This is a genomic window from Mycoplana sp. MJR14 (genome assembly GCF_029210525.1).
Classification (GTDB): domain Bacteria; phylum Pseudomonadota; class Alphaproteobacteria; order Rhizobiales; family Rhizobiaceae; genus Mycoplana.
This window is the reverse complement of sequence record NZ_JARGEO010000002.1, coordinates 60,192-84,744: the sequence shown is the minus strand read 5'-3', so window position 1 is coordinate 84,744 and position 24,553 is coordinate 60,192. Positions and strand designations below refer to the sequence as shown.

The window sequence follows — 24,553 nt, the reverse complement described above, 5'->3', positions numbered from 1 at the left end:
ACGGAGCCGGCAGGGCGATCCCGCCGTGCGAGCCTCGGACCTCCGCACGACATCTCTTTGAAGGATCAGGGTCGATCGGCCGGCGGTCGTGGTCGTCCGTCCGGATGGTCGCGGTCATCGTAGAGGACGCGTTCGGCCGCGCCGTCAAGGTCCTCGTACTGGCCGTCGGAGAGGTTCCAGATGAATGCGGCGAGTGCCGCGGCGCTGAGCAGCACCGCGAGCGGCACGAGGAACATCGCGTCAGCCATGCGGCGTGCCCCTCCCGGTTCTTCCGCGGCCCAACCGCAGCGCATTGGCAACGACGATCAGCGAGGAGGACGACATCGCGACGGAGGCCAGAAGCGGGGTCAGCAAGCCGAAGATCGCGATCGGCACGGCGAGCAGGTTGTAGGCGATCGACAGCAGGAAGTTCTGGCGGACGAGCGCGGCACTCGTGCGCGCGATCCGGTGGGCGTCGGCGATCGCCATCAGGCTCTCGTGCAGGAAGATCAGGTCGGCGGCTGTGCGGCCGATATCGGAGGCGGAGGCCGGTGCGAAGGACACGTGCGCGGCTGCGAGCGCCGCCGCGTCGTTCAGCCCGTCGCCGACCATCAGCACCCGCCGGCCTTCGCGCCTCAGCGTTTCGAGCCGCTGCACCTTGCCGGCCGGCGTGGCTTCGGCGGTTGAGGGGATGCCCAGCCTTCCGGCGACCTCGGCGACCGCGTCCTGCCGGTCGCCCGACAATATCTCCACCCGCAGCCCGCGCGCCTTGAGTTCGGCAATGCAGGCTTCGGCGCCGCCGCGCAGGCGGTCCTCGAAACGGAATGTGCGGACAAGGCGGCCGTCGCGGCCGAGGACGACGCTGACGCCATCCGGCACGGCATCGACCGGCGCTGCCCAGTCCGGACGGCCGAGCCGGTAGACCGCCCCTTCGACCTGCGCCTCGACGCCATGGCCGGCCACTTCGCGGATCTGCCCGACGGGGACTGCGGCCGCATCGGGGCAGGCGGCCGCGATGGCGCGCGAATAGGGGTGGGTGGAGTGGCGGGCGATCCCGGCCGCAAGCGCCAGCAGTTTCGCGCAGGTCTCGCCGCTCTCGTCTTTCTGGGCCACCAGCTCCGGTTCCCCGCGCGTCAGCGTACCGGTCTTGTCGAACACGACGGTATCGATCTCCGCGAGGCGTTCGAAGGCGCTGCCGTCCTTGATCAGGATGCCGCCGCGGAACAGCCGGCCGGCGGCGACGACCTGGACCATCGGCACCGCGAGGCCGAGCGCGCAGGGGCAGGTGACGATCAGAACGGCGATCGCCGTGGTCGCCGCATGGTGCAGCCCGGTCCCTGCGGCCAGCCAGCCGAGAAAGGTCAGGAACGCGGCGACGTGGACGACCGGCGCATAGAGCGCGGATGCGCGGTCGGCGATCCGCCTGTAGCCGCTGCGGCCGGACTCCGCCGTCTCCATCAGGCGGGTCATCTCGGCCAGGAAGGATTCGTTCGATCCGCGCAGCGCAACGATCTCGAGCGGGGCGGAGAGGTTGAGCACGCCGGCCTGGAGTTCCTGTCCGACATCGGCCGCAACGGGAATGCTCTCGCCGCTGGTCAGCGAGCAGTCGATCTCCGACCGCCCCGCCACGATCCGCGCATCGACCGGGACGCGCTGGCCGGCGGCAAGCGCCAGCCGCATGCCGGGCCGCACCTCGGCGAGCGGAACATAGCGGTGCCACCCGTCCGGCTCGATGAGATAGGCGCCCCTTGCCGCCAGCCGGGCGATACCCGCCACCGCGCTGCGTGCCCGTGCCCGCATCATGTGATCGAGCGTGCGCCCGATCAGCAGGAAGAACAGCAGCGACACGGCGGCATCGAAATAGGCATGCGCGCCGTACATCGCGGTCTCGTAGACGCTGAGGACGAAGGTGAGCGTCACGCCGATGGAGATCGGCACGTCCATGTTGGTGCGCCCGTGCTTCAGGGCCGACCAGGCGGAGCGATAGAACACCTGGCCGGAATAGAGGACGGTCGGCAGGGCGATCAGGCCGGATATCAGATGGAAGAGCTGCCGGGTCCAGGGATCGGCGCCGGACCAGACCGCGAAGGACAGAAGCATGATGTTGCTGGAGGCGAAGGCTGCGACCGCAAGCGCGCGCAGCATGGCCCGCAGCTCTCCGTCGTGCGCCTTGTCGGGGATCTCCGCGACGTGCGCGGGAAAGCCGATCTTCTCCAGGGTCTCGGTGAGGGCAGGGGGCTTGCCGTGCCGGCTCCACTCCACGACGACCCGCTTCGTCGACAGGTTGGCCCGCGCCTTCGTGACGCCCGGCAGATTTGCGAGCGACGTCTCGACCTTGCGCATGCATCCGCCGCAATGCATCGAGGGGACGACGAGCTCGGTCCTGAAGCTCGATGCCGATTGCCTGCTGAGCAGTAGGAGTTCGCCGCCGTCCTGCGCTTCGGGGGCGCGATCCGCGCCGGTGGGCGAAAAAAGAGATGCCGTTGCCATGTCCGCCTCCTTGCGCCGCCGTCAGGCCGCGGGCCTGAGCGCGCGATAGCAGTGCCAGGTGCCGTGGCCGAGGATCGGGAAGATGACGATCAGGCCGACGAAGCCGGTCGCGATGCTCAGCACGAACAGGCCCATGACGATGCCGGCCCAGACCAGCATCACATCGAGGTTGTGCCAGACCAGCGCCATGCTGGTGCCCATCGCCGTCAGCGCGTCCGAGCGCTCGCGCAGAAGCATCGGCAGCGAAATGGCGCCGATCGCGAAGGAGAAGGCGGCGAACAGCCCGCCGACAGCACTTCCCACCACGAGCATCGCCCAGCCGACGGGGGTGGTGAAGAGCATGGATGCGATATGGTCGAGCCCCGGAAACGGCAGCAGTCCGAAGAACAGCGCGTAGACGATCACCGCGGCCCGCAGCCACACCATCATCAGCAGGCAAAGAAGCGCGCCGGTGAAGACGACCTGATAGCCGGAGGCGGGGCGCACGAAGATCATGTCGGCGAAGGTGACAGGCAACCCGGCCGAAAGGCGGCGGCTCTTCTCGTAGAGCCCCATGGCGAAGATCGGACCGACGACCATGAAGCCGGCGAGCACCGGCAGCAGGATGTAGTCGGCGCCGTAGGCGAACAGGACCCAGACGCAGCCGGCCAAGACGAGGCAGACCAGAAGGCCGTAGGCGAGGCCCTGGTGCAGCCCGATCGCGAAGTCGCGGGCGCCCGCGCGCAGCCAGCCGAAAGCGGCGGTCGCCGGCAGGTTCCGCCGCCAGATCTTCTCCCGCGGCTCGGCGGGCACGACATCGGGAAGGGCTTCGTTCATGGCCGTCACTCGCTGGCGGGTTTCGATGGGGTGGATGGGCGGCAGCCGGATTGCGCCGCGGCGTAGGAGGCCTGTTCCCCGGCCTCGCCGAGCCGCCGGTGGGCGATGCACTCCGGTTGCGACGTCTCCGCGATATAGACGAGGTGGACATTGGCCCCGACGACCAAAGCCACGCCGAGGACGATGGCCAACAGCAGGCCGGCGCGACCGGCAAGCCGGTTCCGCCGGATAGTCATGGCCGGGCCTTCCGCAGATCGTCGAGGTAGGCGGCGAGGATCTTGATGTTCAGGCTCCCGAGCCGGCCTTCCCAGGTGGGCATGTGCCCCTGGCGCCCGGCCCAGACGGAGCTGTAGACCGTCTGCAGGCCGCCGCCGTAGAGCCATTTGTCGTCCGCAAGGTCCGGTGCGCCGACATCCGCATTACCGCGCGCGTCGTCGCCGTGGCAGGCGGCGCAGTTCGCCGCGAAGACCTCGGCGCCTTCCGGATGGTCGGCCGCGGCGCCATCCGCTCCGCTCCTGCCGAGATCGCGGACATAGGCGGCGACGGCCTCGATCTCCGCACGCTGCAGGATGCCGTCGCGGCCGAAGGCGGGCATCTGCGCGCTCCGCGATTCCGGATGGGCGGAGTTGATGCCGACGCGGATGGTTTCCTCGATCGCCTCCGGCGTGTCGCCCCAGTTCAGCGCCCCGGTCGAGAGACCCGGAAAGCCCGCATTGCCGCTCGCGTCGACGCCGTGGCAGACGGCGCAATTCTGGCCGAAGAGCGCATGGCCGGCTTCGCGCACGTTGCCCATCACCGTCTCGTCCGCGGCGATCGTGGCGAAGTCCGCCTGCGCAACGACGTTGCGCCAGTGCGCCTGGTCTTGCGCAGCGCGCGCGAGGTCGCGGCGGACGACGTTGCGCTCGTCATAGCCCAGAATACCCTTGGTGTAGGTCGTCCCGAGGGGGAGGGCCGGCATGAACACCCAGTAGACGAGGCCGAAGAGCGTCGTCGTGATCAGGAAGAAATAGACGATGCGCGGAACCGGCGTGTTGAGTTCCTTGATGCCGTTCCATTCGTGCCCGGTCGTCCGGTGTCCGGTCAGCGGATCGCGTTCCTCTATTGCCACGGCCGGTCCTCCTTCTTGAGGATCGAGGCGGAGGCGTCGTCGAATTCCTTCTGCTTGGACGGCCAGAACGCGTAGCAGAGCACGACGATCGACAGGACCACCAGGTAGATGAGGCCGAAGGTCTTGGCGAACCAGACCAGTGTGTCATGGGCGACGATCGTCATCATTGCGTTTCCACCGCTGCGGTGTCCTGGCTTGCGGCATCCGTGAGCTTGCCGAGGATCTGGAGATAGGCGACGAGGGCGTCCATCTCGGTGACGCGCTGCGGGTCACCGTCGAAGAGGCGCACGGTCGTGGCCTCGCCGTAGCGGGAGGTCACACCGGCAGCCGCCGCGCTGTCGGGGTTCGCCTGGCCGTAGACGTCGGCTCCGGCATTGGCGATCATGTCATCGGTATAGGGCACGCCGACCGCCCGTTGTGCGGCGAGCTGCCCGGAAAGGTCGTCCGTCCGGAGCGCATTGTCCATCAGCCAGCCATAGGCCGGCATGATCGACACCGGCACGACGTCGCGCGGGTTGATCAGGTGGCGCACATGCCATTCGTCGGAATACTTGCCGCCGAGGCGGGCGATGTCCGGGCCGGTGCGCTTGGAGCCCCAGAGCATCGGATGGTCGTATTTCGATTCGACCGCGAGGCTGTAGGGGCCGTAGCGGTCGACCTCGTCGCGCAGCGTGCGGATCATCTGCGAATGACAGGCATAGCAGCCCTCGCGCATGTAGATGTTGCGGCCGGCGAGCTCGAGCGGCGTGTAGACGCGCATGTCGGGTGCGGCTTCCACCGTCTGGTCGATGGTGAAGAGCGGCGCGATCTCGACGATGCCGCCGATGCTGGCCGCAGCGATGATCGCGAGCGTCAGGCCGATGGCGCGCCGTTCGAGCTTGTAGTGGAGCTTGAACATGAACTACTCCCCGGCCTGCAGCGCTGCGGCTGACGGCCTGCCGTAAGCCGGACCCGATCCCGCGCGCTCGGTTTCCGCTTCCCCTGGCGCGAGCCGGATCGTGAGAAAGAGATTGAGGCAGCCGGCAAGCGCGCCGAGCAGGAAGAGAAGACCGCCGATCGCCCGGGCGATGTAGTAGGGCTTCATGGCCACCAGCGAGTCGATGAAGGTATAGGCGAGGTTGCCGTTCTCCGTGTAGGTCCGCCACATCAGCCCCTGGATGATCCCGGAGTTCCACATCGCGAAGACGTAGACGGCGGTGCCGGCGAGCGCGAGCCAGAAGTGGAGTTCCACCAGCGCCGGCGAATACATGCGCTCGCGCTTCCACAGCCAGGGGATCGAGGCGTAGAGCGCGCCGAAGGTGATCATCGCCACCCAGCCGAGCGCGCCGGCATGCACGTGGCCGACGGTCCAGTCGGTATAGTGCGACAGCGAGTTGACCGAGCGGATCGCCATGAACGAGCCTTCGAAGGTGGTCAGGCCGTAGAACACCGCAGCCACCATCATGAAGCGCAGGGTCGCGTCGTCGCGAACCTTGTGCCAGGCGCCGTTCAGCGTCAGCAGCGCGTTGGCCGCCGATCCCCAGGACGGCACCAAAAGCACCAGCGAGAAGGTCATGCCCAGCGTCTGCACCCATTGCGGCAGCGCCGTATAGTGCAGGTGGTGCGAGCCCACCCACATGTACATGAAGGTGATGCCCCAGAAGCTGATGATCGACATCCGGTAGGAGAAGATCGGCCGGCCCGCGCGCACGGGGAGATAGTAGTACATCATGCCGAGGAAGCCGGAGGTCAGGAAGAAGGCCACCGCGTTGTGCCCGTACCACCACTCGGTCAGCGCGTCCTGCACGCCGGCGAACAGCGAATGGCTCTTGGCGCCGAAGAGGGAGACGGGGACGGCGAGGTTGTTGACGATGTGCAGCATCGCGACGACGACGATGAAGGCCATGTAGTACCAGTTCGCCACATAGATGTGCGGCTCCTGGCGGCGCGACAGCGTGCGCAGGTACAGGATGAAGTAGACGACCCAGACGACGACCAGCCACAGGTCGGCATACCATTCCGGCTCGGCATATTCCTTCGACTGGGTGATGCCGAGCATGTAGCCGCTGACCGCCAGCAGACAGAACAGGTTGTAGCCGATCAGCACGAACCACGGGCTGAGCTGGTCGGGCAGGCGCGCCCGGCAGGTGCGCTGCATGACATAGAAGGAGGTGGCGATCAGGCCGTTGCCGCCGAAGCCGAAGATGACGCCGGTGGTATGCACCGGGCGGAGGCGGCCGAAGCTCGACCAGGCGCCGGAAAAGGTCAGGTTGGGTTCGACCAGGAGCCACGCGACCCAGTCGCCGACGAACATCGCGAACGCGCCCCAGGCGAAGGTCAGCACGACGCCGACCTTGCTCGGGTCGTCGTAGTAGCTGTCGAGCCTGTCGCGGGACGGTTCCGGATCGAAGAGATGGCGCATCACCGGCACGGCGACGGCCATCGAGAACAGCATGATGAGGAAGCCGTGGGCGGAGATTGGATCGCCCCGACCGGCGATCGCGATGACAAGCCCGATCACCGTCATGGCGAGCAGGATGATCAGGCCCCCCTCGCGCTCGCCCTTTGTCAGTTTCGACAGCATCGCCCCACTTTCCGATCTGATCGGGCGCCGTGCGCGCCCCCGCCGACACTGGCCGCCGCCCCGATCCGTCGCCAGTCATACGACGGTATAGGTTGCCAGCCATTCCGCTATAACATCGATTCTATATATATCTTTAAAACCCCTGCGTGCGATCGTCAAAGCGGCAATGCGCCACACCCGGGAGGTGTCGAACGGCGCCCAAGGAGCCGAAGAGCGACGGCGCGCAGCGATCCCGGGGCAGGGCACCGGACCGTGCCCCACCGCCCTGTCTGCGCCTAGGCGGCGCTGAGCTTCTTCAGCGTCTCGTCGGTGGTCCAGAGACCGTTTGCGATGAAGCGGAAATTGATCAGCGCCGCCAGGTAACCGTCGCCCTCGGGGAATTTTGCCGCCGCGATCGCGTCTCGCACCACGGCGACTTCGAAGCCCTGTTCCAGAAGATGCCGCAGATGGGATTCGACGCACAGGTTGGCGGCCATTCCGGTGAGGATGATATGGTTCACGCCCTGCTTTCCGAGCTGCAGCACGAGGTCGTTCGCCTGCGGCCCGTAGAGCTTGTGCGGGGAGCACACGATCGTCTTCCCGTCCTCGATGTATTCCTTGAACTCGGGCATCCATTCGGCGCCCGACCCCGCGAAGCCGTCGAGCGTCAGCGGGCCCTTCCGATCGAACATGCCCAGCCGATGCTGCAGGATCTCGAGCGGGCCCTCGACCTTCCAGTGGTGGTCGTGCGGATAGTAGTAATGGGGCGATATCACCACTGGAATCCCGGCCGACTTGGCGGCCTTGAACAGGCGCACGAGGTTGGGAACGGTGTTCAGCTCGGTGACGCTTTCGCCGACGACGGGCCAGGCGGGGCTCGCCGGGCTCATGAAATCGACCTGCGGGTCGATGACCACCAGCGCCGTCCGCGCGAGATTGAGCTGCATGTTCGTCGGGGGAAGGGCCGGATTTGCCGGATCGGCGTAGGCATCGAGGCCGGCGGCCTCGGCGCTGCTCGTGCTCGCGCCCGCCAGCGCGCCCAGCGCGCCGGCACCGGCGAGTGTGGCCAGAAATGTTCGTCTGCCGGAATCGCAGTCACTGCACATGGATATACTCCTATTCTTACGTGTTGACTTTGAAAAAAGGCCTGAAATGCCGCCAAGCATGCTCGTTAGGCGACTTCTGGGAAAGATATATCGAGGTATACATGGATCCCCGGTGGGTTCGCCGAGGTCAATATTTCGGAGCGGAGGATTGTCTCCATGGCTGGAGACAATCCCGAGCGATGGTTTCGTGCCGGCATTCAATCTGCCGGGCCGATACCTCTGCCCATTCAGTACAGTTCCTTGTGCAGTCGCTCGTTCAGCACCAGTTCGTGCACGAAGTGCTCGGCCCGGTCCTCGGGCAGCCCGCCGGCGCGGGCGGCGATGTTGCGGATGACGTCGTCGATCGATCGGTCGAGGTTCGCCTTGTTGCCGCAGACGTAGACATGGGCACCCTGGTCGAGCAGCTGCCAGATGTGGTCGGCGTTTTCCATCAGGGCATGCTGGACATAGTAGGGCTCGGCACCGTCACGCGAGAATGCGGTGATCAGGCTGCCGACGACGTCCGAACGCTCCCAGTTCCGTATCCTGTCCTCGTAGAGGAAGTCGGACGAGCTGCGGCGGTCGCCGAAGACGAGGCATGTGTGCGCCGAGCGCGCGCTGCGTCCGGCCTGTTCGAGCATCCCCATGAAGGGGCCGATGCCGGTACCGGTGCCGACCAGGATGAGCGGATGGTCCGAGGCGGACGAGAGATGGAACCTCGGATTGGCCCGGACGAAGATCGGCACCGTGCCGGTCGTCCTGTCCAGGTATCCCGTCGCCGCGCCCGCACGCCTGCGGCCCTGAAGCTCGTAGCTCACGTTGCGGATGCACAGGTCGATATAGTCCGGATTGCCGTGCGAGGCGATCGAGTAGGCGCGCGGCTGGATTGCCGGCAGGTGGGAGGCCACCTCGGCGGCGGCCACTGCCCCGGGCGTTGCGAAATCCTGCAGGATATCAAGGAGATCACGGCCATAGAGGTAGTCCTCCAGCGCGATCTTGTTGGCGATCTTCAGGAGCTCCTTGAGGGCGTTGTTCTCCGTAAGCCGCGCCAGTTGCCGCAGGAACGACTTGCCGATGCTCCTCAGTTCCTTCGCTGAAAACAGCTCGAAGGCGCCGGGCTCGCCAAACCATTCCGCCAGTTGCGACAGCAGCTCGGGATCGTTCTCGGGCACGAGATAGAGATTGTCTCCGGCCCGATAGTTGATGCCGCTGCCTTCGATGCCGAAGCGATAGTGCCAGGCGAAGGGGGCGGTGCCGTTGAGCGTCTGCCTTTCGATGATAGGCGCGTCGAAGGTGTTGTTTTCTCCGTATGATTTCACCTGCAGCGCAAGCGACAGGGCCGCGGCCTCGTCGCCCTTCAGCGCCGACAGCAACGCGGACCGCCAGATCTCGAAGAAGCCGTCGAAATCCGTGTCCGCATCGACGCGGTTGGCAAAGGGGACGGCGCCGGCGTCGCGCAGCGCCGCGTCCAGGCCTTTCGTGAAGCCGCAGAAATGGGGGTAGGCGACGTCGCCGATGCCGAAGATGGCATAGCGGAGGCGCTGGGGCTGGGGCAGGTCCTTCAGCCGTTCCAGGAAGCCCTCCGCATTTGCGGGGGGCTCGCCGTCGCCGAAGGAGCTGGAAATGATCACCAGCCGATGCCGATGGTCGAAGGCCGCCAGGTCGAACTCCCCCAGCGGCGTGATCGAAGGCTCAAAGGGGGCGAATGCCGGGTCGAGACCGAGCCGTTCGGCCAGTCTCCGCGCGTTGCCGGTCTCCGATCCGAAGGCGATCGCGAGCCGATTTCCGTCTGATGTCATGATCGAACGCCACTTCAGTTGCCGTAGTATTGATCGTAGTATTCCTTGGACGACTCCAGTTGTTCGAAGTCGGCCATGAGATCGTTGATCACACGCCGGATACTGATGTACTCGACGATCTTGCCGTCGCGATCGCGCACCGGCTGGATGGTCGTGTCGACGACATAGAGGGCGCCGCCCTTGCCGACGTTCGGAAAGGCGCCGCTCCAGGTCTTTCCTTCCTTGATGGTCTGCCACAGGTCCTTGTAGACGCTCTTCGGAACGTCCGGGTGGCGAACGATGTTGTGCGGCTTGCCGATGAGCTCTTCCCGGCTGTAGCCGGTCAGCTCGCAAAAGAGGTCGTTGACGTAGGTGATGTTGCCCTGCAGGTCCGTGGTCGAGATCACCATGACCTTGTCGAGCGCTTCGAGAACTTTCGCGTTGAGTCCGTCTTCCATTGTTCTGCACCTTTCCGAACGGCTGGTTGGTCGCGTGTCCTCCTCCTCGCTGGTGGTTATAGGGGTGGGGTTTAAACATGTAAATCAAATGTATGTTTATTGCGACCGGATGACGCGGCCGGCCGGTCCGGACCCGTCTTCGGCCGACCTTTGGGAGGCCTGACGCAAGGCGCAGCCGGCCCTTCCCGCGGGCAGGGGGAAGGCCGGAGAGATTTGTCGTGGAGAGGTGAGACAGAGCGGGGCGGGCCGTCATGCGGCCCCGCCGGGACCGGGCCGGAAGCCGGGATGATCGGGTTTCCCGCGGCCGATCCTCGCGACCCGCGAGGGCAGTTTGATGCAGGTCCGGGGCGCAACGCTGCGGCCGCCGTCAAGCGGCAGCGGCCACCGTCGTGGATCCGCGGCGCAATCCGGCGGCGCAGCGGCCGGAGCTTTCGCCGGTCAGTGTTCTTCGTATTGCGAGAACGACGGGTCGGCGAGGTCGGCGAAGCGGGTGAACTCGGACTGGAAGGCGAGCTTCACCGTCCCGGTCGGGCCGTGACGCTGCTTGGCGATGATCACGTCGGCCGTGCCCTTCACCTTCTCGAACTGCATCTTCCATTCTTCGTATTTCGGGTCGAACTCGTCGCGCGGCTCGAGGTTCTTGACGTAGTATTCCTCGCGGAACACGAACAGCACCACGTCGGCGTCCTGCTCGATCGAGCCCGATTCGCGCAGGTCCGACAGCTGCGGCCGCTTGTCCTCGCGGCTTTCCACCTGGCGGGAAAGCTGGGAGAGCGCGATGATCGGCACGTTCAGCTCCTTGCCGAGCGCCTTCAGGCCGGTGGTGATCTGGGTGATTTCCTGCACGCGGTTGTCGCTGGATTTGCCCGAGCCGGTCATCAGCTGGATATAGTCCACCACCAGGCAGTCGAGCCCGCGCTGCCGCTTCAGGCGCCGGGCGCGGGCGGAGAGCTGGGCGATCGAGATGCCGCCGGTCTGGTCGATGAACAGCGGCACCTTCTGCATCATCTGCGAGCAGGCGACGAGCTTTTCGAAGTCGGCCTCCGAAATGTCGCCGCGGCGGATCTTCGACGAGGAGACTTCCGTCTGCTCGGAGATGATGCGGGTGGCGAGCTGCTCGGACGACATTTCCAGCGAGTAGAAGCCGACGACGCCGCCGTTTTTAGCCTTGAACGAGCCGTCGGCCTGCACCTCCGGCTCGTAGGCGGCGGCGATGTTGTAGGCGATGTTGGTGGCGAGCGAGGTCTTGCCCATGCCGGGACGGCCGGCGAGCACGATCAGGTCCGAGCGCTGCAGGCCGCCCATGCGGGCGTCGAGCGAGTGGATGCCGGTGGAGATGCCCGACAGCGAGCCGTCGCGCTCGAAGGCCGCGCCTGCCATGTCGATCGCCAGCGCCACGGCATCGTTGAACGACTGGAAGCCGCCGTCGTAGCGGCCGGTCTCGGCGAGTTCGAACAGCCGGCGCTCCGCATCCTCGATCTGGCTCTGCGGGGGCATGTCCAGCGGCGCGTCATAGGCGATATTGACCATGTCCTCGCCGATGGTGATCAGCGAGCGCCGCAGCGCCAGGTCGTAGATGGCGCGGCCGTAGTCCTCGGCATTGATGATGGTGACGGCCTCGGCGGCGAGGCGGGCGAGGTACTGCGGGATCGTCAGGTCGCCGACGCGGCCGTCGGCCGGCAGATGCGTCTTCAGCGTGATCGTGGTGGCGATCTTGCCCATGCGGATCGTGTCGCCGGCGAGCTCGAAGATCTTGCGGTGGAGCGGTTCCTGGAAATGGATCGGCTTGAGGAAATCGGAGACGCGATAGTAGGCGTCGTTGTTGACCAGGATCGCGCCCAGAAGCGCCTGCTCGGCCTCGATGTTGCTCGGTGCCTCGCGGTGGTGTGCCCCAAGATCGTCCCGGCCCGGATTGGCAAGCTTTCGCACAGCGTCGTTCATCTGGCCCGAATCTCCCGAATCCATTTCTGCATTGAAGAGTCCTGCTTTCACTCCGCGCCGCGCCAGGGTCAAGCGTCGACTGCGTCCCGCTGCCCATCGAAATCGGCCGGGTCGCGATTGGACACGCTCTTCGACCTATCCACAGCCACGCCCGTGCGCAAAGCCCACAGCGGCGAAAAATCGGCGGCTGCAGGCGCGGATTCGCCCCGGCGGCCTTGACGCCCATCGGCAGAGAATCGGTCATGTGGGGAAGGGGAACCGGGCGGCGGCGGAGGGCGGGACATGCCGGCTCCCGGCCAAGGGAAGGCGGCCATCGCCCGGTCGGGCGATGGGTCTGCGATCGGGCGCGACGGTTTCCGCGCCGCCGGTGCGCCTTTCAGATCGTGGCCTCCTGCGGGAACTTCCGGGCGCCGCCGGCCCGCGCCTTGCCGTCGCCCTCGCGGGCCTTCAGACAGCCTTCGCCCTGCTCGATGTAGTCGCGCGTGACCGGCACCGCGGTCTGGTCATGGGCGAGTTGCAACTGGAACACCACGAGGTTCTGCCAGCGGAAGGCGCTTTCGGATGCGGCCAGGTAGAATTCCCAGATCCGGCAGAAACATTCGTCGTAGAGCGCCTTCGCCTCGTCGCGGCGCGCCATGAAGCGCTGGCGCCAGTGCCGCAGCGTCTCGGCATAATGCAGCCGCAGGATCTCGATGTCGGTGATCGCCAGCCCCGATTTCTCGACCGCCCGCATCACCTCCGACAGTGCCGGGATGTAGCCGCCGGGGAAGATGTACTTCTCGATGAACGGGTTGTTGGTCGTGGGCGCATCCGTCCTGCCGATCGTGTGCAGCAGCATGACCCCGTCCCGCCGCAGCAGCGAGGCGGCCTTGCGGAAGAACCGCAGGTAGTTCGGCCGCCCGACATGTTCGAACATACCCACCGAGACGATGCGGTCGTAAGTGTCGGGCGCGTTTCGATAGTCCTCGAGCAGGAAGCGCACCTCGTTGTCGAGGCCGGCTTCCCTGGCGCGCTCGCGCGAGACCGCGAACTGTTCGTTCGAGAGCGTCACCCCGGTGACGCGCGCGCCGAGATTGCGGGCGAGATAGAGCGCCATGCCGCCCCAGCCGCTGCCGATGTCGAGCACGGAAAGGCCGGGCCGCCCCATCGTCAGCTTCGCGGCGATGTGCCTCTTCTTGGCGAGCTGCGCATCGTCCAGGCTCTGATCCGGTGTTTCGAAATAGGCGCAGGAATACTGCTTGTCCTCGTCGAGAAAGAGATCGTAGAGCGCGCCGGTGAGGTCGTAGTGATGCTGCACGTTGTCGCGCGAGCGGCGGACACTGTTCTTCTCCCGCAGCCAGCGCAGGGGATAGCGCATCCGCTCCAGGAAGCGGTTCCAGCGGCTGTCGTAGTACTTGAAATCGGGATTGCCGGTGAAGACGGTCTCCAGCAGGTCGTACATGTCGCCTTCGACGAGATCGATATCGCCGGTACCGTAGTAGTGGCCGAGGTAGAAGCCGGGATCGAAGACCAGACCCCACTGGGCCCGCTTGCTGTTCAGTCGCACATGGACCGGCTTGCCCGTGCGATCGCCGGCTTCCATGGTTGTGCCGTCGGGAAATGTCAGTTTCAGGTTGCCGCGTCGTACCAGGCGCGAAATCGTCGAAGAAAGTATGATTTTCATCAGCGGACTCCATCGCAGGCTGCGGCGGAGCGGGTCTGGTCGGAAACCGGCCTGGGAGCGGCCCGACCGCCTTTCCAGTCTGATCACACTAACAGATAACAAAAAAACCCGGATTTCAACCCGGGTTTTTGCACGTATCGCGGGAGCTGGGAGCGGCGGCGGGCCGCCGCTCGTGGCCGCCTCAGGCCTCTTCGGACTCTTCGCGGTCCGCTTCCGGATCGAAGAAGTCTTCCGGCTTCAGCGCGTCTTCGTCGACGCCGTAGATGGCGTCCGCCGAGGTCAGGGTCTCGCCCTTGGCCTGGCGCTCGGCTTCGTCGGCCGAACGGGCGACGTTGATCTGGACCGAGATCTCGACTTCGGCATGCAGGTGCAGGACGACCTTGTGCAGGCCGATCGCCTTGATCGGCGTGTTCAGCTCGACCTGGTTGCGGCCGACGTTGAAGCCTTCGCTCGCCAGCGCCTCGATGATGTCGCGGGCAGCGACCGAGCCGTAGAGCTGGCCGGTTTCGCCGGCGGAGCGGACGATGACGAAGGACTTGCCGTCGAGCTTGTCGGCGACCTTCTGGGCTTCCGACTTGCGCTCGAGGTTGCGGGCTTCCAGCGTGGCGCGCTCGGCTTCGAAGCGCTTCTTGTTGGCTTCGTTGGCGCGCAGCGCCTTGCCGAGCGGCAGGAGGTAGTTGCGGGCGAAGCCGTCACGGACCTTCACCGTCTCGCCCATCTGGCCGAGCTTGGAAATACGTTCGAGGAGGATCACTTCCATTTTGGTACCTTTCTTTGCATTCAGATGTTGTTGGATTTCGTTTCAGTCTTCGGGCCTGCCGGCGTCAGCGCGATGGTGCGCCGCGTGTCGGTCAGGCCGAGGATGAGGATGAGCAGCACCGGCAACGCGAGCAGGATGACCGAGGCGTAGGCGAGCCAGAGGGCTGCCAGCCGCCAGGGCTTGCCGCGCGTGCGGTAGTGCAGGATGGCGAAGCCGGATAGCACGAAGCCGGCGCCGAACGTGCCGCAGACCAGCGCGCCGATGATGGCCGGCAGTCCACCGAGGAAGCACAGGATCAGCCCGCCGAGGAAGACGAAAACGGCGTTGCGGTGCATGCGCACCGCCATCGGCATGTCCTCGCGCGGCCGCAGCCCCTTGCCCGACAGGCGCACGATGGCGGACGCGATGTAGAAGGCGGCAAACAGGAGAAGCACCCACAGCGCACCCTGCACGAGCGGCAGACCGAGGCCGAACATCGCCTTCATCTGGGCGACAGTCGCGGCATCGGGATTGTAGAGCGGCTCCTGCTCCTGCAGCACCGCGATCATCACCTCGACCATCTGGCTTGCGAGCGCGCTGCTGTAGCCGACGATCCAGCCGACCGCGATCAGTCCGAGCGTCACCATGATCGCCAGATGCGTCAGGATGTTCGACATCGGATACCAGGCCAGCGCGTCCTTCGGGCCGCCGATCTCGGAAGCCGGGCGGGCGAGGTTGGCGAGGTTGCTGAGCCAGCCGGCCGGGATCAGCGTGATGATGACGATCATGAGCGCGAAATGCGACGACGCCAGTGCCGCGGCGACGCAGCCGCCGGCGATCACCGCGATCAGCGCGCTGGCATTGCCCCAGCCGAGCCCGGCAATGAGGATCGGCAGCGCCGAGGCGGCGAAGAGGACAATCGACAGGACAGACTGGACGTTCGCGCTCAGCGAAAGCAGAGCGGCGGTCACACCGGCAACGAGCCCGGTCGCAATCGAGGTCCAGTCCAGGTTCTTCACAGCGCTGTCCTGTCGTTTTCGACAGTTAGAGGAGTGTCCCGCCAGATGGCTTCAGGAACGGCTCCCCAACATGGGATTTTGGCCGGCAGCCGGTTGGCTTTCCTGCCGATGGTGTTCCGATCCGCGCCCAACGCGGAAGGGAGAGGGAAGGCGGCGTCCGCCTTCCCGAAAGCATGTCGGCAGGCCGGCCGGAGCCGGCGTGCCGCGTCGGCCTCAATCAGGCGACGACGTAGGGCAGGAGGCCGAGGAAGCGGGCGCGCTTGATCGCCTTGGCGAGTTCGCGCTGCTTCTTCTGGGAAACGGCCGTGATGCGGGACGGAACGATCTTGCCGCGCTCGGAAATGTAGCGCGAGAGCAGGCGCACGTCCTTGTAGTCGATCTTCGGTGCGTTGGCGCCGGAGAACGGGCAGGTCTTGCGACGGCGGTGGAACGGGCGGCGTGCCGGAGCGGAAGAAATATCAGCCATTGTCGTTGTCTCCTTCGGCTTCGGTTACGCGCGGTCTTCGCGGGGCGGACGGTCGCCGCGGGGCGGGCGGTCGCCGAAATCGCGGCGCGGGCCGCGGTCGCCGAACTCGCGGCGCGGGCCGCGGTCGTCACCGTCACGGCGCGGGCGGTCGTCGCGGTCGCGCTTCTGCATCATCGCGGACGGGCCTTCTTCGTGGGCTTCGACGGCGATGGTCATGTAGCGCAGGACGTCTTCGTTGATGCGCATCTGGCGTTCCATCTCGTGGATGGCGGCGGCCGGAGCGTCAATGTCCATCAGCGCGTAATGCGCCTTGCGGTTCTTCTTGATGCGGTAGGTCAGGGACTTGAGGCCCCAGTTCTCGACCCGGCCGACCTTGCCGCCGAAGGATTCGATCACGCCCTTGTACTGTTCGACGAGCGCGTCGACCTGCTGGGCGGACACGTCCTGGCGGGCCAGGAATACATGTTCGTAGAGAGCCATGTGGCTTTGCCTTTCTTGCGTTTGATCCACACCCGGAAACCGGCGCCAAGCCTCAACGACTGATCTCAGAGGCCGTGCGGCCGGGCAAGAAAAGCGTTTCATCTATACGGTCGAGAGCGGAGACACGGGAGGCCGGAACGCTACCGTTCCTGTCGTTTCCCTTTAGAGGAAACGGCCCTCCGTACAGCCACCAGCCGAGAAGACCGGGTGTATTGAACAGCGCGCTTATACGGATTTTTCCGCAGAACGCAAGGGGCGGAGGCCAGACGGCAGGACGGTGCGGCCACGCCCCCGCACTCGATCGGGAACCAGATGCGCAAGCGTGCGTTATCCATCCCGACGCAACCAAAGAGGAGCGAGGACAAATGCAAGATCCTGTAGAGAACCGTCCCCTTCATGAAACCCGACCGCCGGAGGACCGGACCACGGTCGTCACCTCCAGCACCGGCGGCAGCGGAGCGGGCGGATGGGCCGTGGCGGCGATCGTCGCCGTGCTGGTCGCCGTAGGCGCCTTCTACTTCATGGGCAGCGGCACCGGCGACGGTGTGGATCCGAACGCCAACACCTCTTCGATCGGCACCCAGGAGCCGGCACCGGCAACGCCGCCGGCCGCAGCCCCGACCGACGGCGCCGCCGACCCGGCCCCGGTTCAGCCGGCCCAGCCGGCCCCCGCGCCCGCCCAGTAACGCAGGGCGCGCATGACGGATAGAATAGGCGGGAGCCTCTCTTGGCGCCCGCCGACGGCGGACCATGGTCTAAGTTTGGGTCCGCACTGCGCGAAGCCCGCCCCTGTGGCGGGCTTTGTCGTGTCCGCGGCACGGTTCCGCTCATCGCCGGCCTCCGGCGCCCCCTGCCTCCATCCTACGCCTTTTGCCTGATGCCACGGCCGGTTGCCAACCGGCCCATACAGGCACATCATGGTTGTATCTATGTTAAAAAACACCAATAGATGGAAATGGCTTCGAACCGAGGAGGCTTGGACATGGACCATGGCAGCAAGAATTTTGAAGTCACCGCGCCGCGCTCGCGATCCTATCAGGGCGGTTTCGGCCGCCTCTTTCCCGACCTCGCCCCCTGGTCGCCGCCGGGCGTGCCCGAGCACAAGCTGGAGGAGCACTTCCTGAAGTTCGCTTCCGAGGCCATGGTGGAGTTTCCCGGACAGTCGATCGCCGATCTTCTGAAGGCCGCCGATCCGAACGCCGTCGAGCCCTTCGATTCGGACATCCCGTCCGGCTATGTCTATTTCGGCCAGTTCGTCGATCACGACATGACGCTGGACGTGACGCCGCTGAGTTCCGCCGAGGTCGATCCCAACCGCCTGCACAACTTCCGCACGCCGCGCCTCGATCTGGACTGTCTTTACGGCCAGGGCCCGGCCGCCCAGCCGCATCTCTACGCGCACGACGCCCTGGGCGCCTTCACCGGCAAGTTTCTCGTCGCCCCGTTCAACCCCGGCACGTTCGAGGGGGCGCCGAACGGCTTTGCCAACGTGCCCGACACCTTTCACGACCTGCCGCGCAATTCGGAGAACCGGGCGCTGATCGGCGATCCCCGTAACGACGAGAACATCATCGTCGCCCATATCCATCTCGCCTTCCTGCTCGCCCACAACCGCCTCTTCGACCGGGCCACGCGCGCCATGCCGGGCGCCACCGTCAACGAGCGGTTCGAGGCGGCGCGAAAGACGCTGCGCTGGCTCTACCAGTGGATCGTCTGGAGCGACTTCGTCAGGCGCGTCACCGATTCCGTCGTCCACGCGACGGCGCTGGAGGAAAAAGCCCAGCCCGACGGCCGGATGCTCTGGGAAATGGGCTACAGGGACGACGTCTACGACTGGAAGCAGGATCCCTTCATGCCGGTCGAGTTCTCCGTCGCTGCCTATCGCTTCGGCCATTCGATGGTGCGCAACGCCTACCAGACCAATTCCCGCAAACCCCCGGCGGGCTTCAACGTCTTCTTCCCGATCTTCGACGATCATGGCCGCTCCAGCCTGAAGGGGGGCGTGCCGTTCGACCTCGTCCGCGTGCTGCAGTGGGACTGGTTCCTGAAGATGACGACGTCCCGCGGCCCGTTCCCGCAGCGTGCCCGCAGGATCGACACCAGGCTCGCCAATGCCCTTTTGCACCTGCACGAGGATCCGGCGAACCCCGGCGATCCGAAGAAGCTCCTGAACGTGCTGGCCGCGCGAAACCTGGTCCGTGGCGTTCGGATGAAGCTGCCGGCCGGAGAGGACGTCGCCCGCCTGTTCGGGCTCACGCCCGTTCCGCTCGCGGAAGGCGAGCCGAAGACGCTGTGGTACTACGTGCTGAAGGAGGCCGAAACGCGGGCGGACGGCAAGCTCGGCCCGGTCGGCTCGATCATCGTCGCGGCGACCTTTGCCGGGATCCTGAAGGGCGACCCGCTGTCCTGGCTGAACCAGCAGCCGACCTGGCGGCCGCATCGCGATCCCCTGTTGACCGGAAAGAAAGAGGACGGCACGCCGATCGATTTCGGCGAGGATCCGGCCGAACTGCCGATCGACGCCGACAATGACGTGGAAGGCAACAACGAATGGGGCCTGCCTGCGATCATCCGGCTGTCCCGTCTTCCGATCGACGGCACGCCCTTCGGCAAGATCGTCGTGGTTCCGGCGGCGCAGGCGGGCGCTGCCGCGGCGGTGGCCGCCGCCGGCTAGCGCGATCCCCGTGGCCCGGGCGGTGCCGCCGGGCCACGGATGGGAGAGGCTCAGATCGGTGCCGGATACTGCCGGTGGATCCGGCCGATGCCGCTGAGCACGTCCTCGGAGAGGGCGACGCCTGCCGCGGCGATGTCGGTCTTCAACTGCTCCATCGTCGTCGCGCCGATGATGACGGAGGCCATGAAGGGGCGGGTCAGGCAGAAGGCGATCGAAAGCTGCGCGAGGTCGAGGCCGTGCTCGCGCGCCAGCGCGGCATAGGCCGCAACGGCCGGCTCCTGCAGCGGCTGGTAGCGGCCGCCGAGGTCGCCGTTGATCGTCAGCCGGGAGCCGTCCGGACGCGCGCCGGCGAGGTACTTGCCCGTCAGCAGGCCGGCGGCGAGCGGCGAATAGGCCAGGAGCCCGACATCCTCGTGATGCGCAACCTCGGCAAGGTCCAGGTCGAAGCTGCGGTAGAGCAGGTTGTACTCGTTCTGGATCGAGGCCATGCGCGGCAGGCCGAGCTTGTCCGACAGGGCGAGGAACTGCATCGTTCCCCATGCGGTCTCGTTGGAGAGGCCGACGGCGCGGATCTTGCCGGCCTTCTGCAATTCCCCGAGCGTCTGCAGGATCTCGGCCAGTTCCTCGGCCACCCGGGCGCGGTCCTGCCGCGAGGGGTCGTAGGTCCAGGCGTTGCGGAAATGGTAGTGGCCGCGGTTCGGCCAGTGCAACTGGTAGAGGTCGAGGTAGTCGGTGCGCAGCCGCTCCAGGCTGCCCTCGATCGCCTCGAGGATCGCTGCCCGCGTCATCGGCCTGCCGCCGCGAATATAGTTGCGGCCGGGGCCGGCCACCTTCGAGGCGAGTACCACCTTGTCACGGTTGCCGCGGGCCGAAAGCCAGGAGCCGATGTGGCGTTCGGTCAGGCCGTAGGTCTCGGGCGAGAGCGGCGTGGTCGGATAGAGTTCGGCGGTGTCGATGAAGTTGACGCCGCGGTCGAGGGCATAGTCGAGCTGAAGATGCGCCTCGGCCTCGCTGTTCTGCGAGCCCCAGGTCATCGTGCCGAGGCAGATTTCGGAGACCTTGATGCCGGTCCGGCCGAGAAGATTGTATTTCATGAGCGGAGTTTCTGTGCGTGGGCGGCGCGCCCGTAAGGCAGCGCGGCGAAATTGGAAGGATGCGCGCCCGTGCCGCCGGCGCGGGAAGGCCGGCGGCACGGGGCTGCGCCGCAGCAGAAGTTAATCGTTGGGCGTGCAAATTCAAGACGGCGTGACGACGATCGCGGGCCACGGCCGGCCGCGCGTCCGCAACGCCCCCGGTTCCCGCCTTCGGCGTGGGCTTTCGTCCTCAGGGCTGCGGATGCTGGGGCTGCGGATCCTGTGTCTGCGGATCCTGCGGCTTCGGCTTGATCAGTTCCTGAAACGCCGGATCGTCCTTGAACACTTCGAGGTCGTTCTCCGTCGGGTTCGACCCTTCGGCAGCGGGATTGAAGATCTTGCGCAGGGTGATCCGCACGCGGCTCTCGGGATCGGGCGAAAGCGCGATGACGCGCCTGACGGCCTCGAGGGCGGCCGTCCTCGCCGTTTGCCGTTCAGGGCCATCCTTCAGATTGGCGAATTTCTGTCCGTTCGCTGCCGCGATCCACAGCTGGACCTGCGGATCGTCCATCGATTCCGGAAAATTCCGCCGCAACTGGTCGGCCGCAGCCAGCGCCGTCGTGTAACCGGTCGGGGGCGGGACATAGAGCGCCGTCAGCAGCGTGTCCTTGAGGACCGCGGCATTGTCGGAGAACTTCTCCGTGGCGTCGGTGAGGAGCTTGGCCGCCTGCTCGCTCTCGCCCCGCCGCTGCCGCACCGATGCCAGGGCGAGGTAGATCTTCGGGTTCTCCCCATCCAGGGCGAGTGCGGCCTGAAAGGCCCTTTCCGCCTCGGCGGCGTTGCCGATGCGCTCCTGTGCTGCGCCCCAGGCCGTGAACTCGCCGACCGTCCGCAGTTCGCTGAAGGGAACCCTGGCGATCTGCCGGTCCATGTCCGTCGGTGTACCGGCATCCGGCGATTCGCGCGTAATTCTGACCTTGTCGAGAAGGGCGTCCTTCTCGACGGTGTGGACGGTGTAGGCAAGGGCCTTGTGGGCGGGCGAAAGATTGCGCTCGAAGTGGTCCGCCGAGGCCAGAAGGATGGTGAGCCGGGTGCGGGTTTCCAGATAGAAGAAAAGAAAGCCTGCGACGAGGCCGCTCAGCACGATGGCCGCGAACATCGCGCTGGCGCCTGCCGTGTCACCCATCGCGGAGGTGGCAAACTGCGATTGTGCGTCGACGAAGGCCTTATAGATGTTGTGTGCCTGGGTGAGGCCGAGTCCGACGATGATCTTGGTCAGCCAGTCGGAGATGTCCTCCAGGTTCGTGTTGCCCGCAAATCTGGAAAGTTGCCCCGTCTCGGACGCAGGTCCGGCCAGCTTCTCGTTGCCGATGGACAAGGGTGAGGCGGCGACGGGCTCGACCTGCGGCATCCGCTGCAGCAGCCTGGGAATGCCGAACAGGAAGCCGAGAAGGCCGCCTACCGCCACGGCGGCCGTCAGCACCGCCAGATAGCTTCCCACGCCGAGCAGAAACCCGCGCGCGGTGCCGAAGGCGGGCGCGAACTCCCCGTCGAATTGGACCTGCTGGGCGGCGGGCGGCGTCACGAGGGCGACCGAGAACGAATAGAGGACGATCACCGCGGCGCAGAACAGCAGGAAGCGGAAACTGAGGACTTCCACCTGGTGCAGGTTGGCTTTCATGATGTCTTCATGCGAGGTTCCCGCCGATGCCGCAGCGGAACCGGTAGGCGACGGCACTGCCTTGCGTGGCGGAATGGGCATGGGTTCCCTCCTGGTTGCAATCTATAATTTATCAATTTCCTTATACACGCAATAGGGGAAATTGTTGACGGTCGCGCAAATCTTGACTCGATGCGCCATTCCGTGAATGGAGGGGAAAACAACGACGGGAGAACCCCCATGACCATCGCTTTCACCTTTCCGGGCCAGGGCAGCCAGGCTGTCGGCATGGGCAAGGAACTCGTGGAGACCTATGCGGAAGCCGCCGCCGTCTTCGCCGAGGTCGACGACGCCCTTGGGGAGAAGCTGTCTGCGACCATGTTCGAGGGCCCGGAGGCCGCGCTCACCCTGACGTCGAACGCCCAGCCGGCGCTGATGGCCGTCTCGATGGCGATCGTCCGCGTGCTCGAGGCCCGCGGCCTGATCCTGCGCGACACGGTCTCCTACGTCGCCGGCCATTCGCTCGGCGAATATTCCGCCCTCTGTGCCGCCGGCGCCTTTACCATTGCCGACACCGCCAGGCTGCTGCGCATTCGCGGCGACGCCATGCAGGCGGCCGTCCCGGTGGGCGAGGGCGCGATGGCCGCCATCATCGGCCTGGAGCACGACGAGGTGCAGGCGATCTGCGACGCCTCGCTGGTGCACGGCTCATGCCAGATCGCCAACGACAATGGCGGCGGCCAGCTGGTGATCTCCGGGGCGACGCCCGCCGTTGAGCTCGCGGCGCGGACCGCGACCGAAAAGGGCGCCAAGCGCGCGATCATGCTGCCGGTCTCCGCCCCCTTCCATTCGGCCCTGATGGCGCCGGCCGCCGAGACGATGCGCGAGGCGCTGGCGGCGGTGACGATCCGCGAGCCGGTCGTGCCGGTCATCGCCAACGTGTCCGTCCAGCCCGTCACCGATCCCAAAGAAATCGCCCGGCTGCTGGTCGAGCAGGTCACCGGCCAGGTGCGCTGGCGCGAGACGGTCGAATGGTTCGCCGGCAACGACGTGACCTCGCTTTATGAGATCGGCTCTGGCAAGGTGCTGACGGGGCTTGCGCGTCGCATCGACAAATCCGTCACCGGCTACGCCGTCAACACGGCGACCGACATCGAAAACCTGCTGCAGACGCTCTGCGGCTGAGACCCCAGGATGGCCGGCCGCAAGGGCCGTGCCCAAGGAAACGGACAGCAACCATGTTTGATCTCTCTGGCCGCAAGGCACTGGTAACCGGCGCGTCCGGCGGCATCGGCGAGGAAATCGCCAAGTCGCTGCATGCCCAGGGCGCGATCGTCGGCCTGCACGGCACGCGCGTCGAAAAGCTCGAGGCCCTGGCGAACGCGCTCGGCGAGCGCGTGCACGTCTTCCCAGCCAATCTCGCCGACCGCGCCGAAGTCAAGGCGCTCGGCGAGAAGGCCGAGGCCGAGCTCGGCGGCGTCGACATCCTCGTCAACAACGCCGGCATCACCAAGGACGGCCTGTTCGTGCGCATGAGCGACGAGGACTGGGACGCGGTGCTGGAAGTGAACCTCACCTCCGTCTTCCGCCTGACGCGCGAGCTGACCCATCCGATGATGCGCCGCCGCTATGGCCGCATCATCAACATCACCTCCGTCGTCGGCGTCACCGGCAATCCCGGCCAGGCGAACTACTGCGCCTCCAAGGCGGGCATGATCGGCTTCACCAAGTCGCTGGCCCAGGAGATCGCCACCCGCAACGTCACCGTCAACTGCGTGGCCCCGGGTTTCATCGAAAGCGCGATGACCGGCAAGCTGAACGACAAGCAGAAAGAAGCGATCATGGGAGCGATCCCGATGAAGCGCATGGGCACCGGTGCGGAGGTCTCGTCTGCGGTCGTCTATCTCGCCTCGTCGGAGGCGGCGTACATGACCGGCCAGACCCTGCACGTGAACGGCGGCATGGCGATGATCTGACAAGGCGGCGAAAAGACCGGGTTGTCGCGTGAAAATAGCATGTTGACCGTGCGATGCCCGGCGATTTTCGGACTTTGCGACAGACTTAAACCGTGTTAAGCGGGCCATGACTGTCAGCAGTCGACCGGGGTATGCAGGCTTTTTGCGGCGCTCATCGAAGGCGCCCGGGGGCATCTACGGTTGAAAAAGAATTGCCCGGGATCACTTTCATTCCGGGCTTGGTTGAGTGCCCCGGTGCCGTGAACGGCGCCGAAGAAAACAAAGGTCGAGGAATTCCGACATGAGCGATATCGCAGAACGCGTAAAGAAAATTGTGATCGATCATCTGGGCGTTGACGCCGACAAGGTCAGCGAAGGCGCGAGCTTCATCGATGATCTCGGCGCGGACTCGCTCGACACCGTCGAACTGGTCATGGCCTTCGAAGAAGAATTCGGCGTCGAGATCCCCGACGATGCGGCAGACTCGATCCTGACGGTCGGCGACGCCGTCAAGTTCATCGAGAAGGCCCAGGCCTGATCGAAATTTCGGCGGGCCTGCGGGCCCGCCGCGACCCCGCTTGCGGCAAGCGCCTGGACGCGCCGCCTCGGTCCAAGAAAAGACATAGG

General features: G+C 65.9%; 24 protein-coding genes. 5 read left to right on the top strand and 19 right to left on the bottom strand.

Features of this window, described 5'->3' with window-relative positions:
* Positions 1-65: 65 nt before the first annotated feature.
* The 17 genes from ccoS to rpsF form a co-directional block, all read right to left on the bottom strand.
* On the bottom strand, positions 66-248 hold the full coding sequence (gene ccoS / locus P0086_RS04640) for a cbb3-type cytochrome oxidase assembly protein CcoS (RefSeq protein ID WP_112597508.1): 183 nt from the start codon (positions 246-248) through the stop codon (positions 66-68).
* A complete protein-coding gene (locus tag P0086_RS04635) occupies positions 241-2,469 on the bottom strand; it encodes a heavy metal translocating P-type ATPase (protein ID WP_275783022.1) in 2,229 nt (742 codons plus the stop codon). The genes ccoS and P0086_RS04635 overlap by 8 nt, the downstream gene beginning before the upstream one ends.
* Before the next feature lie 21 nt (positions 2,470-2,490).
* The gene (locus P0086_RS04630) at positions 2,491-3,285 is read right to left on the bottom strand and encodes a DUF2189 domain-containing protein (protein WP_275783019.1); all 795 of its coding nucleotides are present in this window, start codon (positions 3,283-3,285) and stop codon (positions 2,491-2,493) included.
* A gap of 5 nt (positions 3,286-3,290) precedes the next feature.
* Positions 3,291-3,521, bottom strand: coding sequence for a hypothetical protein (locus tag P0086_RS04625; RefSeq protein ID WP_275783018.1), 231 nt, complete (start codon positions 3,519-3,521; stop codon positions 3,291-3,293).
* Positions 3,518-4,393: a cytochrome-c oxidase, cbb3-type subunit III gene (gene ccoP / locus P0086_RS04620; protein ID WP_275783015.1), complete on the bottom strand. Its 876-nt coding sequence runs from the start codon at positions 4,391-4,393 to the stop codon at positions 3,518-3,520. The genes P0086_RS04625 and ccoP overlap by 4 nt, the downstream gene beginning before the upstream one ends.
* Complete coding sequence (locus tag P0086_RS04615; RefSeq protein WP_345799299.1) at positions 4,384-4,560, bottom strand: cbb3-type cytochrome c oxidase subunit 3; 177 nt, start codon at positions 4,558-4,560, stop codon at positions 4,384-4,386. The genes ccoP and P0086_RS04615 overlap by 10 nt, the downstream gene beginning before the upstream one ends.
* Positions 4,557-5,291: a cytochrome-c oxidase, cbb3-type subunit II gene (ccoO, locus tag P0086_RS04610; protein ID WP_275783012.1), complete on the bottom strand. Its 735-nt coding sequence runs from the start codon at positions 5,289-5,291 to the stop codon at positions 4,557-4,559. The genes P0086_RS04615 and ccoO overlap by 4 nt, the downstream gene beginning before the upstream one ends.
* A gap of 3 nt (positions 5,292-5,294) precedes the next feature.
* Positions 5,295-6,956, bottom strand: coding sequence for a cytochrome-c oxidase, cbb3-type subunit I (gene ccoN, locus P0086_RS04605; RefSeq protein ID WP_275783009.1), 1,662 nt, complete (start codon positions 6,954-6,956; stop codon positions 5,295-5,297).
* 275 nt (positions 6,957-7,231) lie between these two features.
* The gene (locus tag P0086_RS04600) at positions 7,232-8,041 is read right to left on the bottom strand and encodes a cysteine hydrolase (RefSeq protein ID WP_275783006.1); all 810 of its coding nucleotides are present in this window, start codon (positions 8,039-8,041) and stop codon (positions 7,232-7,234) included.
* A gap of 227 nt (positions 8,042-8,268) precedes the next feature.
* Complete coding sequence (locus tag P0086_RS04595) at positions 8,269-9,819, bottom strand: sulfite reductase flavoprotein subunit alpha (RefSeq protein WP_275783003.1); 1,551 nt, start codon at positions 9,817-9,819, stop codon at positions 8,269-8,271.
* A 14-nt stretch (positions 9,820-9,833) separates the two neighbouring features.
* Complete coding sequence (locus P0086_RS04590; protein ID WP_275783001.1) at positions 9,834-10,256, bottom strand: PAS domain-containing protein; 423 nt, start codon at positions 10,254-10,256, stop codon at positions 9,834-9,836.
* Between the two features lie 438 nt (positions 10,257-10,694).
* A complete protein-coding gene (locus P0086_RS04585; RefSeq protein ID WP_275782998.1) occupies positions 10,695-12,197 on the bottom strand; it encodes a replicative DNA helicase in 1,503 nt (500 codons plus the stop codon).
* Between the two features lie 376 nt (positions 12,198-12,573).
* Positions 12,574-13,860: a cyclopropane-fatty-acyl-phospholipid synthase family protein gene (locus tag P0086_RS04580; RefSeq protein ID WP_112607852.1), complete on the bottom strand. Its 1,287-nt coding sequence runs from the start codon at positions 13,858-13,860 to the stop codon at positions 12,574-12,576.
* A 181-nt stretch (positions 13,861-14,041) separates the two neighbouring features.
* Positions 14,042-14,620, bottom strand: coding sequence for a 50S ribosomal protein L9 (rplI, locus tag P0086_RS04575; protein ID WP_112597528.1), 579 nt, complete (start codon positions 14,618-14,620; stop codon positions 14,042-14,044).
* Positions 14,621-14,640: 20 nt separating this feature from the next.
* Positions 14,641-15,618 (bottom strand): DUF2232 domain-containing protein, encoded by a 978-nt coding sequence (locus tag P0086_RS04570; RefSeq protein WP_112612978.1) that lies wholly within the window; start codon positions 15,616-15,618, stop codon positions 14,641-14,643.
* Between the two features lie 217 nt (positions 15,619-15,835).
* The gene (gene rpsR / locus P0086_RS04565) at positions 15,836-16,084 is read right to left on the bottom strand and encodes a 30S ribosomal protein S18 (protein WP_097139135.1); all 249 of its coding nucleotides are present in this window, start codon (positions 16,082-16,084) and stop codon (positions 15,836-15,838) included.
* A 24-nt stretch (positions 16,085-16,108) separates the two neighbouring features.
* Positions 16,109-16,564: a 30S ribosomal protein S6 gene (gene rpsF, locus P0086_RS04560; RefSeq protein WP_112597532.1), complete on the bottom strand. Its 456-nt coding sequence runs from the start codon at positions 16,562-16,564 to the stop codon at positions 16,109-16,111.
* 365 nt (positions 16,565-16,929) lie between these two features.
* Between rpsF and P0086_RS04555 the strand changes: the two genes are divergently transcribed.
* Positions 16,930-17,250 (top strand): hypothetical protein, encoded by a 321-nt coding sequence (locus tag P0086_RS04555; protein WP_275782986.1) that lies wholly within the window; start codon positions 16,930-16,932, stop codon positions 17,248-17,250.
* Positions 17,251-17,546: 296 nt separating this feature from the next.
* Positions 17,547-19,238: a peroxidase family protein gene (locus P0086_RS04550; RefSeq protein WP_275782983.1), complete on the top strand. Its 1,692-nt coding sequence runs from the start codon at positions 17,547-17,549 to the stop codon at positions 19,236-19,238.
* A 50-nt stretch (positions 19,239-19,288) separates the two neighbouring features.
* Here P0086_RS04550 and P0086_RS04545 read toward each other — a convergent pair whose 3' ends face one another.
* Together P0086_RS04545 and P0086_RS04540 are read right to left on the bottom strand one after the other, a co-directional pair.
* Complete coding sequence (locus tag P0086_RS04545) at positions 19,289-20,332, bottom strand: aldo/keto reductase (RefSeq protein WP_275782980.1); 1,044 nt, start codon at positions 20,330-20,332, stop codon at positions 19,289-19,291.
* 229 nt (positions 20,333-20,561) lie between these two features.
* The gene (locus tag P0086_RS04540) at positions 20,562-21,992 is read right to left on the bottom strand and encodes a tetratricopeptide repeat protein (protein ID WP_275782977.1); all 1,431 of its coding nucleotides are present in this window, start codon (positions 21,990-21,992) and stop codon (positions 20,562-20,564) included.
* A 219-nt stretch (positions 21,993-22,211) separates the two neighbouring features.
* Here P0086_RS04540 and fabD point away from each other — a divergent pair, with 219 nt between their 5' ends.
* From fabD to P0086_RS04525, 3 genes are all read left to right on the top strand, one after another.
* Positions 22,212-23,156: an ACP S-malonyltransferase gene (gene fabD / locus P0086_RS04535; RefSeq protein WP_112597538.1), complete on the top strand. Its 945-nt coding sequence runs from the start codon at positions 22,212-22,214 to the stop codon at positions 23,154-23,156.
* 53 nt (positions 23,157-23,209) lie between these two features.
* The gene (gene fabG / locus P0086_RS04530) at positions 23,210-23,947 is read left to right on the top strand and encodes a 3-oxoacyl-[acyl-carrier-protein] reductase (protein WP_112597539.1); all 738 of its coding nucleotides are present in this window, start codon (positions 23,210-23,212) and stop codon (positions 23,945-23,947) included.
* Positions 23,948-24,227: 280 nt separating this feature from the next.
* A complete protein-coding gene (locus P0086_RS04525) occupies positions 24,228-24,464 on the top strand; it encodes an acyl carrier protein (protein WP_097139127.1) in 237 nt (78 codons plus the stop codon).
* The last annotated feature ends 89 nt before the right edge of the window (positions 24,465-24,553 follow it).

Coding starts and splice junctions, on each gene's coding strand:
- P0086_RS04595 (WP_275783003.1), bottom strand. CDS start 9,819: ATGACATCAGACGGAAATCGGCTCGCGATCGCCTTCGGATCGGAGACC.
- P0086_RS04585 (WP_275782998.1), bottom strand. CDS start 12,197: ATGAACGACGCTGTGCGAAAGCTTGCCAATCCGGGCCGGGACGATCTT.
- rplI (WP_112597528.1), bottom strand. CDS start 14,620: ATGGAAGTGATCCTCCTCGAACGTATTTCCAAGCTCGGCCAGATGGGC.
- fabD (WP_112597538.1), top strand. CDS start 22,212: ATGACCATCGCTTTCACCTTTCCGGGCCAGGGCAGCCAGGCTGTCGGC.
- P0086_RS04625 (WP_275783018.1), bottom strand. CDS start 3,521: ATGACTATCCGGCGGAACCGGCTTGCCGGTCGCGCCGGCCTGCTGTTG.
- fabG (WP_112597539.1), top strand. CDS start 23,210: ATGTTTGATCTCTCTGGCCGCAAGGCACTGGTAACCGGCGCGTCCGGC.
- P0086_RS04525 (WP_097139127.1), top strand. CDS start 24,228: ATGAGCGATATCGCAGAACGCGTAAAGAAAATTGTGATCGATCATCTG.
- P0086_RS04635 (WP_275783022.1), bottom strand. CDS start 2,469: ATGGCAACGGCATCTCTTTTTTCGCCCACCGGCGCGGATCGCGCCCCC.
- P0086_RS04590 (WP_275783001.1), bottom strand. CDS start 10,256: ATGGAAGACGGACTCAACGCGAAAGTTCTCGAAGCGCTCGACAAGGTC.
- P0086_RS04545 (WP_275782980.1), bottom strand. CDS start 20,332: ATGAAATACAATCTTCTCGGCCGGACCGGCATCAAGGTCTCCGAAATC.
- P0086_RS04580 (WP_112607852.1), bottom strand. CDS start 13,860: ATGAAAATCATACTTTCTTCGACGATTTCGCGCCTGGTACGACGCGGC.
- rpsR (WP_097139135.1), bottom strand. CDS start 16,084: ATGGCTGATATTTCTTCCGCTCCGGCACGCCGCCCGTTCCACCGCCGT.
- P0086_RS04630 (WP_275783019.1), bottom strand. CDS start 3,285: ATGAACGAAGCCCTTCCCGATGTCGTGCCCGCCGAGCCGCGGGAGAAG.
- P0086_RS04555 (WP_275782986.1), top strand. CDS start 16,930: ATGCAAGATCCTGTAGAGAACCGTCCCCTTCATGAAACCCGACCGCCG.
- P0086_RS04550 (WP_275782983.1), top strand. CDS start 17,547: ATGGACCATGGCAGCAAGAATTTTGAAGTCACCGCGCCGCGCTCGCGA.
- ccoS (WP_112597508.1), bottom strand. CDS start 248: ATGGCTGACGCGATGTTCCTCGTGCCGCTCGCGGTGCTGCTCAGCGCC.
- P0086_RS04615 (WP_345799299.1), bottom strand. CDS start 4,560: ATGATGACGATCGTCGCCCATGACACACTGGTCTGGTTCGCCAAGACC.
- ccoN (WP_275783009.1), bottom strand. CDS start 6,956: ATGCTGTCGAAACTGACAAAGGGCGAGCGCGAGGGGGGCCTGATCATC.
- P0086_RS04540 (WP_275782977.1), bottom strand. CDS start 21,992: ATGAAAGCCAACCTGCACCAGGTGGAAGTCCTCAGTTTCCGCTTCCTG.
- ccoO (WP_275783012.1), bottom strand. CDS start 5,291: ATGTTCAAGCTCCACTACAAGCTCGAACGGCGCGCCATCGGCCTGACG.
- P0086_RS04600 (WP_275783006.1), bottom strand. CDS start 8,041: ATGTGCAGTGACTGCGATTCCGGCAGACGAACATTTCTGGCCACACTC.
- rpsF (WP_112597532.1), bottom strand. CDS start 16,564: ATGGCTCTCTACGAACATGTATTCCTGGCCCGCCAGGACGTGTCCGCC.